At 68.4% G+C, this 20,631-nt stretch carries 18 protein-coding genes; 10 read left to right on the top strand and 8 right to left on the bottom strand.

Going from position 1 to position 20,631, the window contains the following annotated elements:
- Positions 1-3 precede the first annotated feature (3 nt).
- The 3 genes from ASC95_RS09410 to ASC95_RS09400 are packed head-to-tail and all read right to left on the bottom strand — an operon-like array spanning position 4 to position 2,790.
- Complete coding sequence (locus ASC95_RS09410) at positions 4-588, bottom strand: cob(I)yrinic acid a,c-diamide adenosyltransferase (protein WP_057297481.1); 585 nt, start codon at positions 586-588, stop codon at positions 4-6.
- A 49-nt stretch (positions 589-637) separates the two neighbouring features.
- Complete coding sequence (locus tag ASC95_RS09405) at positions 638-1,699, bottom strand: acyl-CoA desaturase (RefSeq protein ID WP_057297480.1); 1,062 nt, start codon at positions 1,697-1,699, stop codon at positions 638-640.
- Positions 1,700-1,701: 2 nt separating this feature from the next.
- Entirely contained in the window at positions 1,702-2,790 is a 1,089-nt protein-coding gene (locus ASC95_RS09400) for a ferredoxin reductase (RefSeq protein WP_057297479.1), read from the bottom strand.
- Positions 2,791-2,934: 144 nt separating this feature from the next.
- On the opposite strand from ASC95_RS09400, the gene ASC95_RS09395 reads away from it, so the two are divergent.
- On the top strand, positions 2,935-3,582 hold the full coding sequence (locus ASC95_RS09395; RefSeq protein ID WP_057297478.1) for a TetR family transcriptional regulator: 648 nt from the start codon (positions 2,935-2,937) through the stop codon (positions 3,580-3,582).
- A 9-nt stretch (positions 3,583-3,591) separates the two neighbouring features.
- Here ASC95_RS09395 and ASC95_RS32345 read toward each other — a convergent pair whose 3' ends face one another.
- Entirely contained in the window at positions 3,592-5,547 is a 1,956-nt protein-coding gene (locus ASC95_RS32345; protein ID WP_057297477.1) for a methyl-accepting chemotaxis protein, read from the bottom strand.
- Between the two features lie 40 nt (positions 5,548-5,587).
- Positions 5,588-5,824 carry a hypothetical protein gene (locus tag ASC95_RS09385; protein ID WP_057297476.1) on the bottom strand — a complete coding sequence of 79 codons (237 nt, stop codon included), beginning with the start codon at positions 5,822-5,824 and terminating at the stop codon, positions 5,588-5,590.
- A 92-nt stretch (positions 5,825-5,916) separates the two neighbouring features.
- Here ASC95_RS09385 and ASC95_RS09380 point away from each other — a divergent pair, with 92 nt between their 5' ends.
- The 7 genes from ASC95_RS09380 (at position 5,917) to ASC95_RS09355 (ending at position 14,092) form a co-directional block, all read left to right on the top strand.
- Positions 5,917-7,326 (top strand): FAD-binding oxidoreductase, encoded by a 1,410-nt coding sequence (locus ASC95_RS09380; RefSeq protein WP_057297475.1) that lies wholly within the window; start codon positions 5,917-5,919, stop codon positions 7,324-7,326.
- A gap of 186 nt (positions 7,327-7,512) precedes the next feature.
- Positions 7,513-7,824, top strand: a complete 312-nt coding sequence (locus tag ASC95_RS30505; protein WP_157256047.1) for a hypothetical protein — start codon at positions 7,513-7,515, stop codon at positions 7,822-7,824.
- A gap of 100 nt (positions 7,825-7,924) precedes the next feature.
- Positions 7,925-9,367, top strand: coding sequence for a cytochrome P450 (locus tag ASC95_RS09375; RefSeq protein ID WP_057297474.1), 1,443 nt, complete (start codon positions 7,925-7,927; stop codon positions 9,365-9,367).
- Between the two features lie 192 nt (positions 9,368-9,559).
- The gene (locus tag ASC95_RS09370; protein ID WP_157256045.1) at positions 9,560-12,181 is read left to right on the top strand and encodes a glycoside hydrolase family 3 C-terminal domain-containing protein; all 2,622 of its coding nucleotides are present in this window, start codon (positions 9,560-9,562) and stop codon (positions 12,179-12,181) included.
- 25 nt (positions 12,182-12,206) lie between these two features.
- Positions 12,207-13,127 carry an alpha/beta hydrolase gene (locus ASC95_RS09365; protein WP_057297472.1) on the top strand — a complete coding sequence of 307 codons (921 nt, stop codon included), beginning with the start codon at positions 12,207-12,209 and terminating at the stop codon, positions 13,125-13,127.
- A gap of 26 nt (positions 13,128-13,153) precedes the next feature.
- On the top strand, positions 13,154-13,600 hold the full coding sequence (locus ASC95_RS09360) for a nuclear transport factor 2 family protein (RefSeq protein ID WP_057297471.1): 447 nt from the start codon (positions 13,154-13,156) through the stop codon (positions 13,598-13,600).
- Positions 13,601-13,693: 93 nt separating this feature from the next.
- A complete protein-coding gene (locus ASC95_RS09355) occupies positions 13,694-14,092 on the top strand; it encodes a VOC family protein (RefSeq protein WP_057297470.1) in 399 nt (132 codons plus the stop codon).
- Between the two features lie 66 nt (positions 14,093-14,158).
- Here the strand turns inward: ASC95_RS09355 and ASC95_RS09350 are convergent, their stop codons facing one another.
- Complete coding sequence (locus ASC95_RS09350; protein WP_057297469.1) at positions 14,159-16,363, bottom strand: TonB-dependent receptor; 2,205 nt, start codon at positions 16,361-16,363, stop codon at positions 14,159-14,161.
- 189 nt (positions 16,364-16,552) lie between these two features.
- Between ASC95_RS09350 and bla the strand changes: the two genes are divergently transcribed.
- Entirely contained in the window at positions 16,553-17,413 is an 861-nt protein-coding gene (bla, locus tag ASC95_RS09345; protein WP_057297468.1) for a class A beta-lactamase, read from the top strand.
- Positions 17,410-18,306, top strand: a complete 897-nt coding sequence (locus ASC95_RS09340; protein WP_057297467.1) for a GyrI-like domain-containing protein — start codon at positions 17,410-17,412, stop codon at positions 18,304-18,306. The genes bla and ASC95_RS09340 overlap by 4 nt, the downstream gene beginning before the upstream one ends.
- A gap of 163 nt (positions 18,307-18,469) precedes the next feature.
- Here the strand turns inward: ASC95_RS09340 and ASC95_RS09335 are convergent, their stop codons facing one another.
- Together ASC95_RS09335 and ASC95_RS09330 are read right to left on the bottom strand one after the other, a co-directional pair.
- A complete protein-coding gene (locus tag ASC95_RS09335) occupies positions 18,470-19,615 on the bottom strand; it encodes a GGDEF domain-containing protein (protein ID WP_157256043.1) in 1,146 nt (381 codons plus the stop codon).
- Positions 19,616-19,689: 74 nt separating this feature from the next.
- Positions 19,690-20,628, bottom strand: a complete 939-nt coding sequence (locus ASC95_RS09330; protein WP_235537853.1) for an MBL fold metallo-hydrolase — start codon at positions 20,626-20,628, stop codon at positions 19,690-19,692.
- Positions 20,629-20,631: the final 3 nt, after the last annotated feature.

The raw sequence follows: 20,631 nt of genomic DNA, 5'->3' as shown, positions 1-20,631 counted from the left end.
GGTTCAGTTGTCGGCGGCGTCCAAGCGCTTCATGCGCTCGCTCTGCCAATAGACATCATCTCCGCCCAGCCCGTCCAGGTTGGCGCGGTTCAGCACGCGGGCCAGCACGAAGAGCAGGTCAGACAGGCGGTTCAGGTACTGGCGCGGCGCGGCGCGGATCTGTTCAGTGGCGGCCAGCGAGATGACGACGCGTTCGGACCGGCGCGCAATGGTGCGGCAGACGTGGGCAATCGCCGCGCTGCGCGTGCCGGCCGGCAGGATGAATTCCTTCAGCCGCGGCAGGTGTTCGTTGTAGTGCTCCAGCGCCTCGTCCAGACGCAGCACGGCCGCGTCCTTCAGCAGTTCTCCACCGGGCCAGGACAGCTCGCCGCCGAGGTTGAACAGCTCGTGCTGGATGGTGATGAGGAGGTCGCGAACGTCGTCGGGCAGGGGTTCGGCCAGCAGCAAGCCGAGGTTGGAGTTCAGCTCGTCGACGTCGCCCATGGCCTGCACGCGCAGATGGGTCTTGGGCACGCGGCTGCCGTCGGACAGCCCGGTGGTGCCGTCGTCGCCGGTGCGCGTGGCGATCTGTGAGAGTCGGTTGCCCATGATGGCGGTGCGGGTCTGTAGGTCGGACCCGCATCCTGCCTGAATCTGCTCAGGCCACGGCAACCTTCGGCGGCAGGGTGTTGACGAGGATGCGCTTCATCACGGCGAGGTACTGCCTGAACAGGCTGCCGGTGTTGTAGCGAAGGCCGTATTTGCGGCACAGCGCCTGCACCTGCGGCGCGATCTCGACGTAGCGGTGCGCGGGCATGTCGGGGAAGAGGTGGTGTTCGATCTGGTGGCTCAGGTGGCCGGTGAGGATGTGGAACCAGCGCCCGCCGGTGAGATTGCTGGAGCCGGCCAGCTGACGCACATACCAGTCGCCGCGGCTCTCGTTCAGGCAGTCTTCCTGACGGTAGATGGCCACATGCTCGGTGAAGTGGCCGCAGAAGATCACCACATAGGTCCACAGGTTGCGGATCAAGTTGGCCGCGAAGTTGCCGGCCAGCACGCGCGGCGCGCTCCACAGCGCCAGCGCCGGGAACAGCAGGTAGTCCTTGAACCACTGCTTGCCCACCTTGCCGAGGAAGCGGTTCAGGCGCTCCTTGAACACTGGCTTGGGGATGGCGCCATGCTTGTAGCGGCCCAGTTCCAGGTCGTGCGAGCCGACGCCGTACTGGAAGCCCAGGGCCAGCATCAGATTGGCCAGCGGCTGCAGCCAGTGGCGCGGCTTCCACTTCTGCTCGGGCGTCATGCGCAGCAGCGAGTAGCCCAGGTCGCGGTCCTTGCCAAGGATGTTGGTGTAGGTGTGGTGGGTGACGTTGTGGGAGTGGCGCCAGGCCTCGCCGTCGCAGGCGATGTCCCACTCGAAGGTCTGGGAGTTCAGCGCCGGGTCGCCGGTCCAGTCGTACTGGCCGTGCATGACGTTGTGGCCGATCTCCATGTTGTCGAGGATCTTGGCGTGGGCCAGCGCCAGCACGCCGGCGATCCAGCTCAAGGGGCCGACACCGAAGTGCAGCAGCGCGCGGCCGCCCACTTCGCTGGCGCGGCACAGCGCAATCATCTTGCGGATGTGGTCGACATCGGCCTGGCCGAGCGAGTTCATGACGCGGGCACGGATGGCGTCGAGTTCGGCTTGGAACTCGTCCACCTGGGGGCGGGTCAGGGTATGCATGATCAAAGGTCCAGTTCGAGGTCGGAGCGGGCGGCGCTGACGCACAGCCGGATCAATTCGTTGGGCGCGCTGGACAGCTCGCCCGTGTGCAGGTGCTGCACCGTGCCGCTGCGCTTGACGCATTGGCAGGAGCGGCAGATGCCGATGCGGCAGCCGTGCTTGGGCGCCAGGCCCGCGGCCTCGGCCTGGTTCAGCAGCGGGGCGGCGCCCAGCGACGCGAAGCTGGTGGCGCTGCGCAGCAGCGTGATGTGAACGGGCGCGGTCAGAGGCTCAGCGGCCAGCGGGGCGGCGGCAAAGCGCTCGCTGTGCAGCGGCGCGGTGATGCCGGTGGCCTGCCAGTGCGCATGCATGGCGTCCATCAGCCCGGCCGGGCCGCAGACCCAGGTGGCGCGTTCGGCGAAGTCGGGCACCTGCGCCTGCAAAGCGGCCGGCGTCAGATGGCCGGCGCTGGCGCTGAAATGCTGAATCAAGCGCAGCCCGGGCATCGCCGCCAGCTCGGCGGCAAAGATCTGTTCGGCCGGGCTGCGGCAGCCGTGCACGAAGACCACGCGGCGGGTCTGGCCACGCGCCTGCAGCTCGCGCAGCAGGGCCATCACCGGCGTGATGCCGCTGCCGGCGCTGAGCAGCAGGATCTTGTCCGGCAACACGGCCGGCAGCACGAACCCGCCCATCGCAGGGCCGAGGGTCAGAACGTCACCCACGCGCACCTGCTCGTGCAGATGCGTGGACACCAGGCCCTGGCGCTTGACCGTGATTGCCAACAGGCGTGAGCCCGGGCGCGAGGTCAGCGAGTACATGCGCTCGTGACGCCGGCCATTGATCTCGACCGTCAGGCCGACGAACTGCCCGGCGCGGGCGCCGCGCCACATCGCGTTGGGGCGCAGCACCAGCGTGCGGGTGTCGGCCGTCTCGGCGATGCACTTCACGACCCGCGCCTTCACCTGATGCAGCGACAGCAGCGGGTGCAGGGCCTGCAGGCTGTCCTCCACCGCGCTCTCGCGCACGATGGCCGCCACCCAGGGGTGCTGCAGCGCAGCGCGCAGCGGCCGGGCGAGCCTTTCGGCGCGGGTGGGGAGGTCAGCGTGGGACATGCGGTCTTTCGGTGTCGATGAATGTATTGTGTACGTTCGTACACAAACAAACAAGCCGCTCACGCCGGAGCGCGTGCTTCTCCGGCTGAAATAGGCAGGAAAGCACGATGCAGCTACGATACGAGTGTTCACAAACTGACCGCCATGACCGACACCGCCGCCGACAAGCTGTCCCGTGCCGAGCGCAAGGACCTGACCCGCGCCAGCCTCACCCAGGCCGCGCTGGCACTGATGGGCGAGGGCCGCAGCTTCACCAGCCTGGGCATCCGCGAGATCGCCCGCGAGGCGGGCATGGTGCCCAACGGGTTCTACCGGCACTTCCGCAACACCGACGAGCTGGGCCTGGCGCTGGTGGAGGAGGTGGGCATCAGCCTGCGCCGCCTGCTGCGCGAGGCGCGCCAGGGCGGTGCGGCACCGGCCGACCGCGTGCGGGTGTCGGTCGAGGTCTACTGCAGCTATGTGCAGCAGCACCGGCTGCTGTTCCTGTTCATCAGCAGCGAGCGCGGTGGCGGCAGCCGCATCCTGCGCCTGGCCATCCGCAACGAGGTGCGTCACTTCACCAACGAGATGGCGCAGGACTTCCGCGCCATCGGCGCCTATCCCGACATGCCCACGGCCACGCTGCAGATGGTGTGCGGACTGATCGTCAACACCATGCTGGCGGCGGCGCCCGAGATGCTCGACCTGCCGCCCCAGCAGCCGCTGCTGGAGGCCGAGATGATGGACAACTTCGTGCAGCAGCTGCAGGTGGTGCTGCTGGGCGCTGCGGCCTGGCGGGTCAACCCCGGCTGAGGCCCGCCCTCACCGCTGGGCCGTCGGCATGCGGAAGGTGTTGACCAGGCCTGACAGCTGCTCGGCCTGTTGCTGCAGGCTCATGCCGGCTGCGGCGGTTTCCTCCACCAGCGCGGCGTTCTGCTGCGTGAGCTGGTCCATGTGCGAGACGGCCTCGCTGATCTGGCCGATGCCCGTGCTCTGCTCGCTGGAGGCGCGGCTGATGCTGGTCACCAGCGCCGCCAGCGACTGGATGGCGTCGACCGTCTCGCGCATCGTCGTGCCCGCACCTTGCACGAGGCGGGCACCGTTCTCGACCTGGCCGACGCTGGTGGAGATGAGCTCCTTGATCTGCTTGGCGGCCTCCGCCGAGCGGCCGGCCAGCGCGCGCACTTCCGACGCGACGACGGCAAAGCCGCGCCCCTGCTCGCCCGCCCGCGCCGCCTCCACCGCCGCGTTCAGCGCCAGGATATTGGTCTGGAAGGCGATGCCATCGATGACCGAGATGATCTCGGCGATGCGCCGGCTGCTGGCCTCGATGGCGCCCATGGTGCTGACGACCTGATCGACCGCGGTGCCACCCGAGATGGCCACCGAACAGGCGCGCTGCGCCAGGCTGCTGGCGTCGCCGGCCTGGTCGGCATTGCTGCGCACGGTAGCGGTCAGTTCCTCCATGGAACTGGCGGTTTCTTCGAGCGCCGAGGCTTGCTGCTCGGTGCGCTGCGACAGGTCGCGGTTGCCGGAGGCCAGCTCCTGCGAGGCTTGCGCCACCTCGCCGGCGTTGCTGCGCACTTCACCGATGACGCCGCACAGGCTGTCGCGCATGGCCAGCAGCGCCATCGTCAGCTGGCCAATCTCGTCGCGCGCGCTGACGACGACGTCGCCGCTGAGGTCGCGTTCGGCGATCTGCTGGGCCAGGCCCGCGGCATGCTGCAGCGGCACGGTGATGCTGCGCGAGATGCCGCGCGCGAGCAGGAAGACCGCGCCCAGCATGAAGGCCAGCAGGCCGAAGACGACCCAGCTGCTGGTGCGCAGGCTGAACACGCGCGCAACGAGCATGGCGTCCAGCGCGCTCATCGCGTCCTCGGCGACGATATACATCGCATCAATGGTGCGGGTGTAGCTGGCGATGTAGGCGGGCGCCGGGTAGGCCAGCTCCTCCTTGGCGATCAGCTCGTCGCGGGTCAGCTTCAGCGAGCCGCGCACCTGTTCGTCCAGGGCGGCGATCTTGCTGCTCAGCCGACTCTTGAGGTCGGCGTTGACGGCGAAGCTCTTGTCGAAGGCGATGCTCATGCCCTGGTGCTGGTCGGCAGCCTGCTGCACGAGGCCGGCCAGCAGCGTGCGGCCTTCCGGGCCGATCTTGCCTTCGGCCAGGAAGCCGGCGCCGCGCGCCCGCGCCTGACCCAGGGCCTCGGTGGCCATGGGCAGCCGCGCCAGCGTGGCGCTGATGAGGAAGTAGGTGTCGGCCTCGGGGTCGAGGATCAGGCCGGACTGGTCGACGAGCTGATCCAGCAGCTTGAAGTAGACGGCGATGAGTTGGGCGTGCAGGGTGCTGCTCTCGCCCGCCTTCAGCGCCTTGGCACCGACTTGGCTGGATAGGCTGTCCCAGCGGGTGCGCGAGTCCTGCCAGGTCTGGCGCATCGCGTCGCTGGCGCCCTCGCCCTTGAGCAGCGCGTCAACGGCGGCGACCTGCTGGACCACCTCGGCGTTCTTGGCCGAGCGTGCCGGCTGCACCGAGTCGTTGCCGCCCAGCAGGGCAGCCGACAGGCCGCGATGCTGCTGAGTCAGTTGGGCCAGGCGCACGAGCTGCCGGGCGGGTGCCAGGCCTTCGAGTTCGCCCTGTGCGGCCTGAGCCAATTGACGCGCCTGGCGCACCTGGAACGCCGAAGGGATGCTGATGGCCACCAGCACCAGCAATGTCAGCAGCAGCAGCTTGCGGCTGATGGTCAATCCCTTCAGGCCGGGCATGCTTGTCGTGGGGCTCATGGGGTTCTCCTCATTGGCAAGGCCCTGCTGCGGTGCCGATTCAGTGTCGGCGGCCGCTGCGGTGGAAGGCCGGTTTGTGCAGGGGTGCCTCATGCGGCGTGAAACCCGGGGCCGACGTGCGGCGCGGCGCGGGCGGGGCGTCGTGGGGCAGTGGTGGCTGGCCGAAGACCTCGCGCCATTGCGCGGCCAGCAGATCCAAGCGTACCGCGCCGAAGGCAATGATGGCGATGAGGGCGACGGCCGCAATGAGCAGCAGCCAGGTCAGGTTGGGGTCCATGCAGATCTCCCGGGGGTTCGCTGTGTGCCCCATGCTGTCACCATGGCGCGTGCACTGCAACACAATCCTTGTCTGACCCCCCGGAGTTGGCCATGAACGCGCCCGAATCCTCCTTCTCCCCTGCCCCGACGCTGCCGGCTGCGCTGCTTGCCGCCTTGCAGGCCGAATTCACGCAGCGCTGCTCAACGGCGATGGCCGTGCGCGAGCAGCATGGCCGCGATGAGTCGGTCTTCGTCGTGCCGCCGCCCCAGGCCGTCGTTTTCGCCGAGAGCGAGGCCGAGGTGGCGCGCGTCGTTGCGTTGTGCGCCGAGCACCGCGTGCCGGTCATTCCCTACGGTGCGGGCTCGTCGCTGGAGGGCCATCTGCTGGCCGTGCACGGCGGCATCAGCCTGGATGTGTCGCGCATGAACAAGATCCTTCGCGTGGATGCCGAGGATCTGACGGTCACCGTGCAACCCGGCGTCACGCGCAGGGCACTCAACGAGGCGCTCAAGCATGAGGGCCTGTTCTTCCCCATCGACCCCGGCGCCGACGCCAGCCTGGGCGGCATGGCCGCCACGCGCGCCAGCGGCACGAACGCGGTGCGCTACGGCACGATGCGCGAGAACGTGCTGGCACTGCGCTTTGTGGCCGCTAACGGCAAGATCATCCGCACTGGCTCACGCGCCAGGAAGAGCAGCGCCGGCTACGACCTGACGCGCCTCGTCATCGGCAGCGAAGGCACGCTGGGCGTCATCACCGAGCTGACCGTCAAGGTCCACCCGCTGCCCGAAGCCGTGTCGGCGGCGGTCTGCTTCTTCCCCAGCATCGACGCGGCCGTGCGCACGGCCATGCAGATCATCCAGATCGGCGTGCCCATCGCCCGCTGCGAGCTGCTGGACGCCAACGCCATCAAGGCCGTCAATGCGCATGACAAGCTCGGCCTGAAGGAAGCGCCCATGCTGCTGATGGAATTCCACGGCAGCGAGGCCGGCGTGGCCGAGCAGGCGGCCACCGTGCAGGACGTGGCGGCGGACTTCGGCGGCGAAGCCTTCGAATGGGCCACGACGCCCGAGGCGCGCACGCGGCTGTGGACGGCGCGGCATCACGCCTATCTGTCAGGCCTGCAGATGCGCCCCGGCTGCCGCGCGGTGACGACGGACACCTGCGTGCCCATCTCGCGCCTGGCGGAGAACATCAACGCGAGCATTGCCGAGGTCGAGGCCGCCGGCCTGCCCTACTTCATCGTCGGCCATGTGGGCGACGGCAACTTCCACATGGCCTATCTGCTGGACCCGGTCGACCCCGGGGAACTGGCGACGGCGGAGCGGCTCAGCGCGCAGATGGTGGCGCGGGCGATTGCGCTGGAGGGCACGTGCACGGGTGAGCACGGGATCGGCTTGCACAAGCAGGGGTTTTTGCTTGATGAGACTGGATCAGAAGCCGTCGCATTGATGCGAGCGGTGAAGCAGGCGCTGGATCCGTTGGGGATCATGAACCCGGGGAAGATTTTTGCCGCCTAATTCTCGCCCTCAGTTTTCATTCAAAGCGAGTTAATCACCGTTTGTGAAGCCGAGATTGGATACGCGATGGTATGGATTTGTAGGCAGTGTGGTAATTCATTGACTCAGGAGGAGTTATCCACACAGTGTTCAAAGTGCAACGCCTACTATGGAAAAGAGACTGCTGGAACAGTTAGGTGGCACCTCGTGGAAGAGGTGCATGAAAAACCGCTGCCACCACCGCTCGCAGAACCTGAACGCCAGCCAATTGCATTTTGGCGCTATCTTTTAAGCTTGCCTTTTTGGCTTGTTGGCCTGCCACTGTTTTTCGCAGCCTTTTCAAATTCATCAGGTGTTATCGGTATAACGGCATTGGTTTTCATCGGTCTTGCGATAACGCTTGTGTTTTCCCGCTCGGAAATAGCCGTCAAGATTTCCGTTGGGATCAGCATCTTCATAGGCATTGCGGTCTCGCTTCTGCTGGTCGCCCTGAGCAACATCTGCCTTATTTGCAAATAGATAGGTGTTTGATCTGTGAACTTCGTCGGTATTCGCTCGCGACGGTGGATTGCCGATGTGGTTGATATGAACTGGTTCCCAGCAGGCCTAAACTGCCCCGATGAACACCACTGCCGCCCCTCCCGTTGGCGCGCTGCGCCAGTTCGATGACCTACCCGGCCCGCGCGGCGTGCCGGTGTTTGGCAACCTGCTGCAGATCGACTCGACGCGGGTGCATCAGCAGGTCGAGGCCTGGTGCGAGGAGTTCGGGCCGATCTTCAAGCTCAGGCTGGGCAAGCGCCGCCTCGTCATCGTCGGTGACCACGAGCTGATCAGCACGGCGCTGCGCGACCGGCCGGATGGCTTCCGGCGCACGCAGCGGCTGGAGGACATCGGCCGCGAGATGGGCCTGAACGCCGGCCTGTTCGGCTCCAACGGCGAAGCCTGGAAGCGCCAGCGCCGCATGGTCATGGCCGGGCTGGATCCGGTGCATGTGAAGCGCTACTACCCCTTCCTGCTGCGCGTGGCCGAGCGCCTCGTCGGCCGCTGGCAGATCGCCGCGCGCGAGGGCCGGCGCATTGAGCTACAGGCCGACCTGATGCGCTTCACGGTGGATGCGGTGGCAGGCCTGGCCTTCGGCGAGGACGTCAACACGCTGCAGTCCGACGAGGACGTCATCCAGCAGCACCTGAACCGCATCTTCCCGATGCTGTTCAAGCGCATCTTTGCGCCGCTGCCGCTGTGGCGCTGGTGGCCATCGGCCAAGGACCGCGCACTCACGCACAGCGTGGCTGAGGTGAACGTGGCGGTGCAGGGCTTCGTCGCCAAGGCACGGGCCCGCATGGCCGCCAATCCGGGGCTGCGCGAGGAGCCCGGCAACTTGCTCGAAGGCATGCTGGTGGCGGCCGACGAACCCGGCAGCGGCATCGACGACGAGCAGGTGGCTGGCAATGTGCTGACCATGCTGCTGGCCGGCGAGGACACGACGGCCAACACGCTGGCCTGGATGATCTGGCTGCTGTGGCAGCACCCCGACGTGCTGGCCCAGGCTCGGGCCGAGGTGGACCGCGTTTGTGGTGAGGCCGCGCTGCCGACCCTGGAGCAACTCGGCGCGCTGGACTTCGTCGAGGCCTGCGCGCACGAGACGATGCGGCTGCGGCCGGTGGCGCCCATCAACGTCATGCAGGCCATGCGCGACACGCGGGTGGGCGATGTCGAGGTCCGCCAGGGCATGATCGTCATGGCCGTCATGCGGCGCGATGCCACCAGCGAAAGCCATCTGCCCAACGCCGCCGCCTTCGACCCCACGCGCTGGTTGCGCGACGCCAAGCAGGCCGGCGCGGCCAAACGCCTGTCCATGCCCTTTGGCGCCGGGCCGCGCATCTGCCCGGGGCGCTACCTCGCGCTGATGGAGATCAAGCTGGCTTGTGCCCTGCTGCTGCGGCACTTCGACATCGCCACGGTCGAAACGCCTGACGGCCGGGCGCCACGCGAGCTGCTGCAACTGGCGATGGGCCCGGTGGGCTTGTCGATGCGGCTGGCTCGGCGCTCGGCCGCAGCGTGACACCCACATCCGCCAGATAACGATTCTGGTATCGATCACATCGTCGAATTCATCGCCGCGGACGTGAGCGAGTTTTCATAGACAGAGTGACTTGGTTTTCTAGGGTGTCAGCGGCGTCAATAAGGGAAAAACAGGTGTCGCATTGATTGCGCTACCACACAATCCGGCGCAACGACAAAAACGGAGACGCCGTTGAAGACCCTTTCCATCGCCTGCCTCGCCTGGGGCCTGGCCTTCAGCGGCCTGGGCGTCGCCAACCCGCAGACGGACGCCGAAGCCCAGGCCCGCCAGATCGTCGCCAAGCTGACGCTGGACGAGAAGACGGAGCAGTTGCTCAACGGCGCGCCGGCCATCCCGCGCTTGAACATCCCGGCCTACAACTGGTGGACCGAATCGCTGCACGGCGCCTTCGGCCCCGGAGCGACGACGAACTTCCCGCAGCCCATCGGCCTGGCCGCCAGCTTCAACGACCGACTGATGCAGGACGTGGCGGCCAGCATCAGCACCGAAGTGCGGGCCGTCTACGCGCTGGGGCGTGGCAAACCCAACCCGAACAAGATCGGCGGCGCACTGGACACCTGGTCGCCCAACATCAACATCTTTCGCGACCCGCGCTGGGGGCGGGGCCAGGAGACCTATGGCGAGGACCCTTTCCTGACCGCCACGCTCGGCAAGGCCTTCGTGCACGGCATGCAGGGGCCCGATCCAGCGCTGCCGCAGGTCATCGCCAGCCCCAAGCATTTCGCCGTGCACAGCGGCCCTGAGTCGACGCGGCATTCGGCAGACGTGTGGGTCTCGGCGCAGGACCTGGAGGACACCTACCTGCCCGCCTTCCGCGCTGCCATCGTCGACGCGCAGGCCGGCTCCATCATGTGCGCCTACAACCGGGTCAACGGCGAGCCGGCCTGCGCCAGCCACAGCCTGCTGGTGAAGACGCTGCGCCAGGACTGGAAGTTCAACGGCTACGTGGTGTCGGATTGCGACGCCGTCGTCGACATCCATGCCCACCACAAGTACGCGCCCGACGCCCCGGCCGGAGCCGCCGCCGCCCTCAAGGCTGGCGTGGACAACGAGTGCAATGGCGCCACGCTGTCGCACACGCCGGGCCTGGGCGAGCGCTACAAGGAGGCGCTGGCGCGCGGCTACATCCGCGCGGCCGACATCGACAACGCGCTGGTGCGCCTGTTTGCCGCGCGGCTGCGCAATGGCGACTTGGCCGGCCTGGGTGAGCGCAGCTTCCCGAAGGCCGAGGTGATCAACTCGCTCGATCAGCGTGCGCTGGCGCTTCGCGCCGCTCTCGAAAGCCTGGTGCTGCTGAAGAACGACGGCGTGCTGCCGCTGCGCGCCTCGGCCCGCGTCGCCGTCGTCGGCCCCCTGGCGGACGCCCGCCGCGTGATGCGGGGCAACTACTCGTCGGGCCAGACCGGGCCGACGCAGACCGTCTACGAGGGCCTGCGCCAGCAGTTCCCGGCCGCACAGGTGAGCCTCGTGCCCTTCGGCCCGTCGATCACCGACGGCGACCCTGTGCCCGCCAGCGCCTTCGTCGCGCCCGACGGCAGCCCGGGCCTGCGTGCCAGCTATTTCAAGCTCCAGCCCGGCTCCCCGGTGGTGCCGGGAAAGCGGCGTTTTCAGGAGAAGGCCTTCGCCAGCCACGGCGTGGCGCAGCTCGACTCACGCGTGCGCGACTTTCCCGAGTCCGGCGAGGTGACGCGGGTGGTCTTGACGGGCTTTTTCGTCGCTCCCGAGACGGGCAGCTACCGGCTCGGCGTTGCGGGTGCCAAAGGCCAGGTGCGCGTCGCCGGCCGTGATGTGACGCTGGCCAGGCGCCCGACCCAATGGGCCGAGCCGGTGGCCTTGACGCAGGTGGACCTCAAGCAGGGCGAGCGCTATGCGATGCAGTTCGAGGCCGAGTCCGGCACCGGGGCGCCGCCTGGCATGGTCTGGAAGCGCGTGTCCCGCCAGCCGCTGGCCGACCTGCGCGCCGCTGTGCAGGGCGCTGACGTGGTGGTGGCCGTCGTCGGCCTGACGTCGGACCTGGAAGGCGAGGAGATGCCCGTCAAGATCGAGGGCTTCCAGGGCGGTGATCGCACGACGCTGGACCTGCCGGCCGACCAGCGCGCCTATCTGCAGGCCGCGGCGCAGGGGGGCAAGCCACTGGTGGTGCTGAACCTGAGCGGCAGCGCCATCGACCTGTCCTGGGCGCAGGCGAACGCGGCGGCGGTGCTGCAGGCCTGGTACCCGGGCGAGGGCGGCGGCCAGGCCATCGCGCAGGTGCTCACCGGTGTGGCCAACCCGGCCGGGCGGCTGCCGGTGACCTTCTACCGCAGCGCGAGCGACCTCCCGCCGTTTGACGACTACCGCATGGCCGGGCGCACCTACCGCTTCTTTGACAAGCCGGTGGTCTACCCGTTCGGCCATGGCCTGAGCTATTCCAGATTCCGCTACGAGGCGCCCAAGGTCGAGGTGCAGGACGACGGCAAGGACGTGGGCCTGGTGGTGCGCACGGCCGTCACCAACACCAGCACGCGCGATGGCGACGAGGTGGCCCAGCTCTACCTGGCGCCGCCGCGCTTCGAGGGCGGGCCGCGCCTGGCGCTGCGCGGTTTTCAGCGCCTGCATCTGAAGGCAGGCGAACGGCGCGAGCTGAGCTACCGGCTCGATGCCCGCGACCTGAGCTTCGTCGACCGCGACGGCGTGCGCCAGGTCATGCCCGGCAGCTATGGCCTCAGCGTGGGCGGCGGCCAGCCGGACACCGGCGCGCCGGTCGAACGCGCGACCTTCTCGCTGGCGCGGCAGGTGCTGCTGCCGCATTAACCCATCAACTCGTTGGACAACGACCATGCGATCACTTCTCTCCACCTTGCTGGCCCTGCTGCTGGCCTCCGCTGCCACATGCGCCCTCGCGCAGGACGGCACCATCCACCCGCTGCAGGCGCCCGCCGAGCCACGCGCCATCCCGCTTGGCACCGGCGGCGTCGACAAGCAGCCGGCCGCCGAGAGCTGGTTCCGCCAGTGGGGCGAGCCGATGGTGCGCAACGTCACCACCGCCACGCTGACGCCCTACCTGCCCGCGCCGGGCAAGGGCAATGGCGCGGCAGTGCTGGTGGCGCCGGGCGGGGGCTTCCGCTGGCTGTCGATCAACAACGAGGGCTGGAAGGTGGCCCAGGCGCTGGCCGACCAGGGCATTGCCGCCTTCGTCCTCAAGTACCGGCTGCAGCCGACGCCGGACTCGCTCGACGGCTTCAAGGACTCGATGAACCGCATGTTCACCGCGGCCGGATCGAGCGACGGCAACCCGCGCTCGCTGGTGCCCGACCTCGCCAACCAGCTTGCCGACGCCGAAGCGGCGCATGCCCTCATCCTCTCGCGCGCCAAGGAATGGGGCGTCGACACCAGGCGGCTGGGCATGGTGGGCTTCTCGGCCGGCGCGGGCCTGACGATGCACAGCACGCTCAACTCCAAGACCATGAAGCTCGCCTTCATCGCGCCGATCTACGGCGGCATGGGTCCGGTCGACGTGCCCAAGGACGCGCCGCCGATGTTCAACGTCATCGCCAGCGACGACTTCCTGTTCCGCGGCCAGTTCGGCGTCGTCAAGTCCTGGTTCGATGCCGGCCGGCCGGTCGAATTCCATCTCTACCAGAACGGCGGCCATGGTTTCGGGCTCGGCTACCCGGGCAAGACCGCCGAGGGCTGGTTCCCGGTCTTCGTCCGCTGGCTCGACGTGAATGGCTTTCTGAAGGCCGGCGCGGCAAAGTAGAGGGCCGCCGCCGCCAGACCTTCGCCATGATCACCTTCCGCATCCCATGCCTTGTCGCCGTGGCATCTGCCGCGCTGCTCATCAACCCCGCAGCAGGCGCCTCGGTCGCGGAGAAGGAAGCCATGGCAGTGACCCAGGCTGCGTGCGACGCCTTCCGCCTGCGCGACCTGGCGGCGCTTGAACGCCTGCTCGCACCTGAGTTCAACCTCGTCAGCACCAGCGCCGAGGTTCAGAGCCGGGCGCAGGCGCTCCAGGAAGTCCGCGATGGCGACCCGCAATACGAGCGCTTCGAGAACCACGACATGACGGCGCGCGTGTATGGCGACGCGGCGGTGGTGCAGGGCATCACGTCGCTGAAGGGCCGGTCCGGCGGCAAGCCCTTCGCGGTCGATGTGCGCTTCACGGACACGCTGGTCCGGGTCAACGGCCGCTGGTCGATCGTGGTCAGCCATGTCACCCGCATGCCGCCCTAGTCCCGAGTGATCAGGACGCCTCGCGTCGGGCGTCCACAAACATCTCGGCGCACCACAATCCTGCGCTTTCGCCGTTTTCTTGAGGAGATACCCATGTTCAGCCACGTGATGGTCGGTACCAACGACATCGAGCGCAGCAAGCGCTTTTATGACGCGGTGCTCGGCACGCTCGGCGTGCCCGAGGGCTTTCGCAACCAGGGGCCCTCGGGCCACCAGCGGGTGTTCTACCGCCATGCGGGCGGCACGTTCTGCATGAGCCAGCCGATCAACGGTGAGCCGGCCTCGCATGCCAATGGCGGCACCATCGGCTTCGGGTGCGCGTCGCCCGAGCAGGTGCAGGCTTTCCACGACGTGGCGGTGGCCCACGGCGGAGAGTCCATCGAGCAGCCGCCGGGCCTGCGCGAGGGGGCGCTCGGCGCGATGCACCTGGCCTATGTGCGCGACCCGGACGGCAACAAGCTCTGCGCGCTCCACCGCATCAAGACGGCTTGAGCCGACGACCGAGGCCCATGAAAAACGCCGCCCGAGGGCGGCGTTCCTGTCTTCGGCGAGCGCTCTTTAGAACATCGCCTTGAACTGCACACCATACGTGCGCGGCTCGTTGATGAAGCCGGTCAGGTTGTTGAAGTCGATGGCACCCGTCACGCGGATCTGGTTGGTCACGTTGCGCACGAAGCCGGCGGCTTCGTACTTGCCGTTGCCCCACAGATAGCCCACGCGCACACCGCCTTCGGTCAGGCTCTTGCCCGTGAACTCGGTGGCCTCGTACAGGAAGAAGTTGACCTTGGAGCGGTAGGCCCAGTCGGTGTAGACGTAGACCTCGTCGCCGCTGGCGAGAGGAATGCTCCAGCGCGCGGTGAGGTTGTAGGTCCACTTGGGCGCGTTGGGCAGCGAGTTGCCGTCGACCATCGCGTTGTTACCGACGATGGGGTCCTGCACCGTCGGGAAGGCGCCATTGACCTTCAGCGAGCCGCCCGGAGGCACGCCCAGGCCGGCGTCCTTGAGCTTGGTGTTGTTCAGCGAGCCGCCGAAGGTGACCATCAGGTCGGGCGTGATCAGCGCTTCGAGGTTGATCTCGGCGCCGGTGCCGGTGGCCTTCTTGGCGTTGAGCAGGCGCGTGGCGTTGACGCTGCCGCCCACGGCCGTCAGCTGCAGGTCCTTGACGGTGTAGCTGAACAGCGAACCCGACAGGCGCAGCGTGCGCTTGAGCAGTTCGCTCTTGAAGCCCACTTCATAGGAGTTGACGGTTTCCGGACTGGCCTGGGACTGGCCGGCGAAGGCCGACGCGTTCTGCATGGACGACGCGCGGAAGCCATTGGCGTAGCGGGCGTAGAGGTTGGTGTCGGCGTCGAGCTTGTAGGTTGCCGACACGTCACCGCTCCACTTGCCGTCGTTGGTACTGGCGCTGGTGCCGGTGGAGGTGTTGAACAGGCCCGTGCCGGCGTGGGTGGTGGACAGGTCCTTCTTGTCCTTGGTGTAGCGCAGGCCGGCGCGCAGCTTGAGCTCGTCGCTGACGGCGTAGTTGACCGAACCGAACACCGCGCCAGCCTTGTTGGTCTGGGCGCTGTAGATGTGGTCGACGTCGGCATGCGTCGTCGTGTTGTAGGTGATGTTGTCGATCGTGTACTTCTCGTCGAAGAGGTACACGCCGGCCTGCCAGCTCAAGGGGCCGGCGGTGTTGGACTCCAGGCGCACTTCCTGCGTCAGCTGGCGGTGGCCGTTCATGCCGCTGCCGGTTTCGGACTGGAAGGGGATGCCGGGCGCGCCGGGCATCCCGCCGTCGATGTCGCCGCGGGACAGCGGCTTCACATGCTCATAGCCGCTGATGGCGTAGATGTTCAGGCCGGGCACGGACCACTTCAGGCGCAGGCTGCCGCCGGTCTGCTTGAGCGTCTGGTCGTTCACGCCGTTGAAGGCGGCCTTCTCGGCGTCGAAGCCGTCGGCCAGGTCGTTGCTGCCGCGCTTGATGGCGTTGGCACGGAACAGGCGCGGGCTGCCGTTGAGGTCACGCGCATGCACATTGAGCAGGGCGCTGAACTGCTTGTGCGGCTCGTACAGCACCTGGGCGCGCACGGCGCTGTCGCGGTAGCCCTCGGTCTTGGGCGTGGCGGCGCCGGGGGCGGTGTTTTCGGCCCAGTCGCCACGGCGCTGGCTCTGCGCGGAGATGCGGGCGGCCCAGTCGCCACTCAAAGGCAGGTTGGCGGCGCCTTCGAGGTTGAGGGTGCCGTAGTTGCCCACGGTGACGCTGGCATAGCCGTCCTGCTTCTGACTGGGCTTGACGGAGTCGAACTTGACGACGCCGGCCGGCGTGTTGCGGCCGAACAGCGTGCCCTGCGGGCCGGCAACGACTTCCACCGCGGCGGTGTCGAAGATGGGGAAGCCCTTCAGGATGGGGTTCTCCTGGATCACGTCGTCGACGATGACGCTGACCGGCTGTGAGGCGTTGAGGCGGAAGTCGGTGTTGCCGTAGCCGCGCAGGTAAAAGCGCGGGAAGGCGCGGCCGAAGCTGGACTCGATGTTCAGGCTGGGCACGCGGCCCGACAGGAAGCGCAGGTCCTGGCCGCCCGAGGCCAGCACGTCGAGCTTGTCGCCGCTGATCTTGGAGACGGCGTTGGGCACGTCCTTGATGTTCTCGGCGCGGCGCTCGGCCGTGATGACGACGGTTTCGAGCTGGCTGCGGTCTTTGGCCGGGGCTTCTTGAGCCAGGGCGGGAATGGCGGTGCTCAAGGCGAGGGCCAGGAGGCTCATGCGCGGTGCGTTCATCAAACAACGACTCCAGAAAAGGAAGCGGCCCCAACTGCAGGGCCGGCGGCGATTGTGCGGACCGCCGCAGCGGCTTGCGGCCGTCATGACAGCGTTGTTGCGCAAGTCTGACGGAGTAGTCAGTTTCTGGACGGGCGGTGCTGGTGCACCTGCACCGGGGCCGTGCGCAGGCGCACGAGAATGCGGCGCATGCAACGTCGTCCCCTCCTTGCCGGCCTGGCTTTGGCGCCGCTGGCCACCCGCAGCCTTGCCGCCACTGCCACTGACTTTGTCGCGCTGGAGCGCCGCGTGCAGGGCCGAATCGGCTTCTTCGCCATCGACACCGGCAGCGGCCGCGTGATGGCCCACCGTGCCGACGAGCGCTTCGCAACCGCGTCGACCTTCAAGATCCTGCTGGCCGCCCGCGTGGCCCAGGGTGTGGAGGCCGGGCGCTGGGGCTGGAACGACGCCGTGCCCCTGCGCGCGAGTGAACGGGTGCCGCATTCGCCGGCCTTCGACCGCTTGTTGCCGCGGGGCCAAGCGACGCTGGCCGAGCTGGTGCAGGGCATCGTCGTCGAGAGCGACAACCCCTGCGCCAACGTGCTGCTGCGCCATTGCTGCGATAGCCCTTCCGGCCTGACGGCCTGGCTGCGCCAGCAGGGCGACGCGGTCACGCGGCTGGACCGTTTCGAGACCGAACTCAACGAGAACGCGCCGGGCGACCCGCGGGACACCAGCACGCCGCGCGCCTTTGCCAGGACGCTGCAGCACCTGCTGCTCGGGCCCGGCTTGAAGCGGGCCAACCAGGCGCGGCTGTGGGCCGACCTGCAGGCCTCGCGCACCGGCCTGCAGCGCCTGCGCGCCGGGGTGCCGGACGCGAGCTGGCGCGTCATCGACAAGACCGGCAGCGGCGGCCGTGGCGCGGTCAACGACGTGGCCCTGGTGTTCCCGCCGGGCAGCCGCTCGCCCTGGGTGGTCGTCGCCTTTCAGTCCGATTCCAAGGCCTCGACCGACGAGCTGTCCGGCGTGCATGCGGCCGCGATGCGCGGGCTGGTGAGGGCCTGGGCTTGAACAACGCGAGTCGGCGCCAGTACGAGGCCCGCATGCACCGCGTGCAGGCCTACATCGACCGGCATTTGGACGCGCCGCTGGACCTGGAAGCGCTGGCCGCCGTGGCCCACTTCTCGCCCTACCACTTCCACCGCCTCTTCCTGGCCTGGACGGGCCAGACCCTGGGCGACTACTTGGCGCGTCGCCGCCTGGAGAAGGCGGCGCAGCGGCTGCGCGGTCAGCCAGATTCGACCGTGCTGAGCATCGCGCTCAGCGTGGGCTATGGCTCGGCAGAGGCCTTCTCGCGCGCCTTCAAGCAGCGCTTCGGTCTGCCACCGGCGCAATGGCGCAATCTCGATCAGACCGATAGCAATCTGGATCAAGCCGGCGCCGGGCTGGACGACGAGCATGGCTTCTCCCGCAACCGTGACGAAGGAGATCCCGTGAACGTCCGCCTCATCGACCGCCCGCCTGTGCGCATGGGCTATTTGCGCTACCAGGGCGCCTATGGCCCTGCCCTTGGCCGCTTCTGGGCCGAGACCTTCAATCCGTGGCTGGCCACGCAGAACCTCGGCGCCGTGTCGCGCTTCGGCATCAGCCATGACGACCCGAGCCTCGTGCCGCCCGAGCAATGCCGCTACGACACCGGCGTGGCCGTGCCGGATGACTGGGTGCCCAATGGCGGCGCCCTCGTCACCGAACTGCCCGGCGGCCGCTATGCAGCGCTGGACTTCGAGGGCACGGCCGCCGAGATCGGCGCCGCCTGGGCGGCCATGATGGGCCAGTGGCTGCCGAGCAGCGGCCTGCAGCTGGATGCGCGGCCCTGCTTCGAGCACTACGGGCCGCAGTCGAAATTCGACTTCAAGACCGGCGTGTTCGACTGCGAGCTCTGCATCCCTGTCGCGCCGTTATGACCTGCTCTTGCCGGACGCTCTTGCGGGCCCGAGCGCCGGGCCGCTCCCTAGCCGGCCCGCGTTGGGCGATGTGCTTGCGGCTTGATGCCGCAAGCATCGCCGTCCCCACCGGGGACCGACCAGGCCCGCCCGCGTTCAGCGCGGCGAGACTGGGCGAGGGGTGTCATAACTGCGCGAACTCGCTGACCGTGCGGGCGCGCCCGGTCTGCTTGGCCTGGTAGAGGGCGCGATCGGCGCGGTCGATGGCCAGGTGCAGGTCCTCACCGGGCGCGCATTCGGCCACGCCGGCGGAGAAGGTGACGTGCAGGCCCGGCACGATGCTGTCAAAGGAGGCCGCCTCCAGCGCGTCGCGCAGGCGCTCGACCAGGGCCGCGGCCGTCTCGGCGCTGGCCTGCGGCGTGACGACGAGGAACTCCTCGCCACCCCAGCGCCCGGCGAAATCACTGGTGCGCAGCGTGGCGTGCAGGGTGGCCGCGAAATGACGCAGCACCGCATCGCCCACACCGTGACCGTGGCGGTCGTTGACGGCCTTGAAGTGGTCGATGTCGATCAGCACCAGGCTCATCACATGGCCATGCTGGCGCTGGTTCAGCTGCTCGGCGGCGAGGCGCTCGCTCAGGTGGCGGCGGTTGCTGATCTGGGTCAGCTCGTCGTGGTGGGCGAGGTACTGGATGCGCCCCAGTGCGGCGCGCAGCTCGGCGGTGCGCGCGCTGAGCTTGGCGCGCAGCCGCGCCATGTTGACCGACAGCACCGACACGGCCGTCATCAGGATGGCCGCGAAACTGAAGTGCAGGGACTCGACTGCCGCGGGAAAGTTGGCCGGGTCCGTCGTGGCGCCATAGACCATCGCGACGGCCAGCGACGCCAGCCCGAACAGATAGAGCCCGAAGGCCTGGCGCTGCGACAGCACGAACATGCCCCACACCAGGTTGAGCAGCATGATGGCGATGATGGCGCCGCGTAGCGGCGGGTCGACGGCATAACCCCAGGCCGTGATCAGCGCGCCGAAGACCGATTGCGGCAGCGTCAGCGACGGGTCGCGCCCGAGGTGCCGGCTCAGCCCGGTGCGCACCAGCAGGTAAAAGCCCGTGATGCCGGCCAGGCTCAGGCAGCTCACCCACAGCGCAGGCCCGCGCTCCATCAGGCCCAGGTGCACCTGCACGGCCACGTTCAGCGCGAACAGGCCGTAGACGACCAACGCCAGCAGCGTCAGCTTGACCGCACCTTGCCCGGCCTCGGCTGGCCCGAGCAACCAGCCGGCCCAGCGCGAGGAAGATGACGACGGGCCGGGGCGCAAGGGTTTGGACACGATTGCCGAGGATAGCCGCGGGTGACGGCGCCGTTGCAACCGAAACAGTTGGTTGCGAGCTGCACCGGGCTGGGTCAAGGTCGCAGGTGCAACCCGTCTTCTGCCCAGCTAAGCGACCCCGCGTAGTGCGTGCGGATGGAGGCGTCGACCGCAGCGCGCTCGCGCTCCACGGCCGGCACCAGGTGGGCCAGCAGCAGCCTGCCCACGCCCGCGGCCGCGGCGATTGCACCGATCTGTGACGGTGCGGTGTGCAGCGTGTAGAGCACCTCGGGCGAGCCAGGGGGGTCCAGCACGACGGTGTTGAACACCAGCGCGTCGCAGCCCTGCGCCAGGCGCTTGAGCGCGGCATGGCCGCCGGCGTCGATGTCGCCGCTGAAGACGATGCTCTTGCCGCCATGCTCGACGCGGTAGATGACGGCCGGCGCGTCGCGATGGTGACCGCGCAGCGCGGTGATGCGCAGACCCGCTTCGTCCAGCAACACGCGGGGCTGCGGGGTCGGCGCGATGTTGGTGGCCTGCAGCGTCAGCGGCGCCGAGAAATCGCGCAGATAGCCAAAGGCGCCCTGCTTGCCGAACAGCAGGTCGACGAAACGGCGCGTGGACGGGAAGTCGGCATCGTCGCGCTGCTTCGCCCGCTGGCCACCCGGCCCGAAGATGCGCAGCGTGACGGGCCGGCCGGCGGACACGGCGCGGGCCTTGACGATGCCGGGCAGCTCACCGGCGTGGTCGGCGTGCAGATGGGTCAGCAGGATGATGTCGAGGCGGTTCAGCGGCAGGGCCGCTTCGCCCAGCCGAGCGAAGGAGCCGGGGCCGGCATCCACCAACACGCGCGCCACGCCGTCCACCAGCACCACGTGCGCCGAACCCGCACGCCCTGTGGCGCCTGGGCCGCCGGAGCCGAGCACGACCAGCTCAAGTGGCGGCGGTGTTTCGGCGGGCGGCGTCTGGGCCGGCGCCAGGCTGGCGAGCATTCCCAGGAACAGGCCCGCAAGCAGCGGGCGGCGGAGTGTCATGCG

It is taken from the genome of Pelomonas sp. Root1217 (assembly GCF_001425705.1).
In the GTDB taxonomy this organism is placed as follows: Bacteria; Pseudomonadota; Gammaproteobacteria; order Burkholderiales; family Burkholderiaceae_C; genus Pelomonas.
This window is presented reverse-complemented; position numbering and strand designations above follow the sequence as displayed.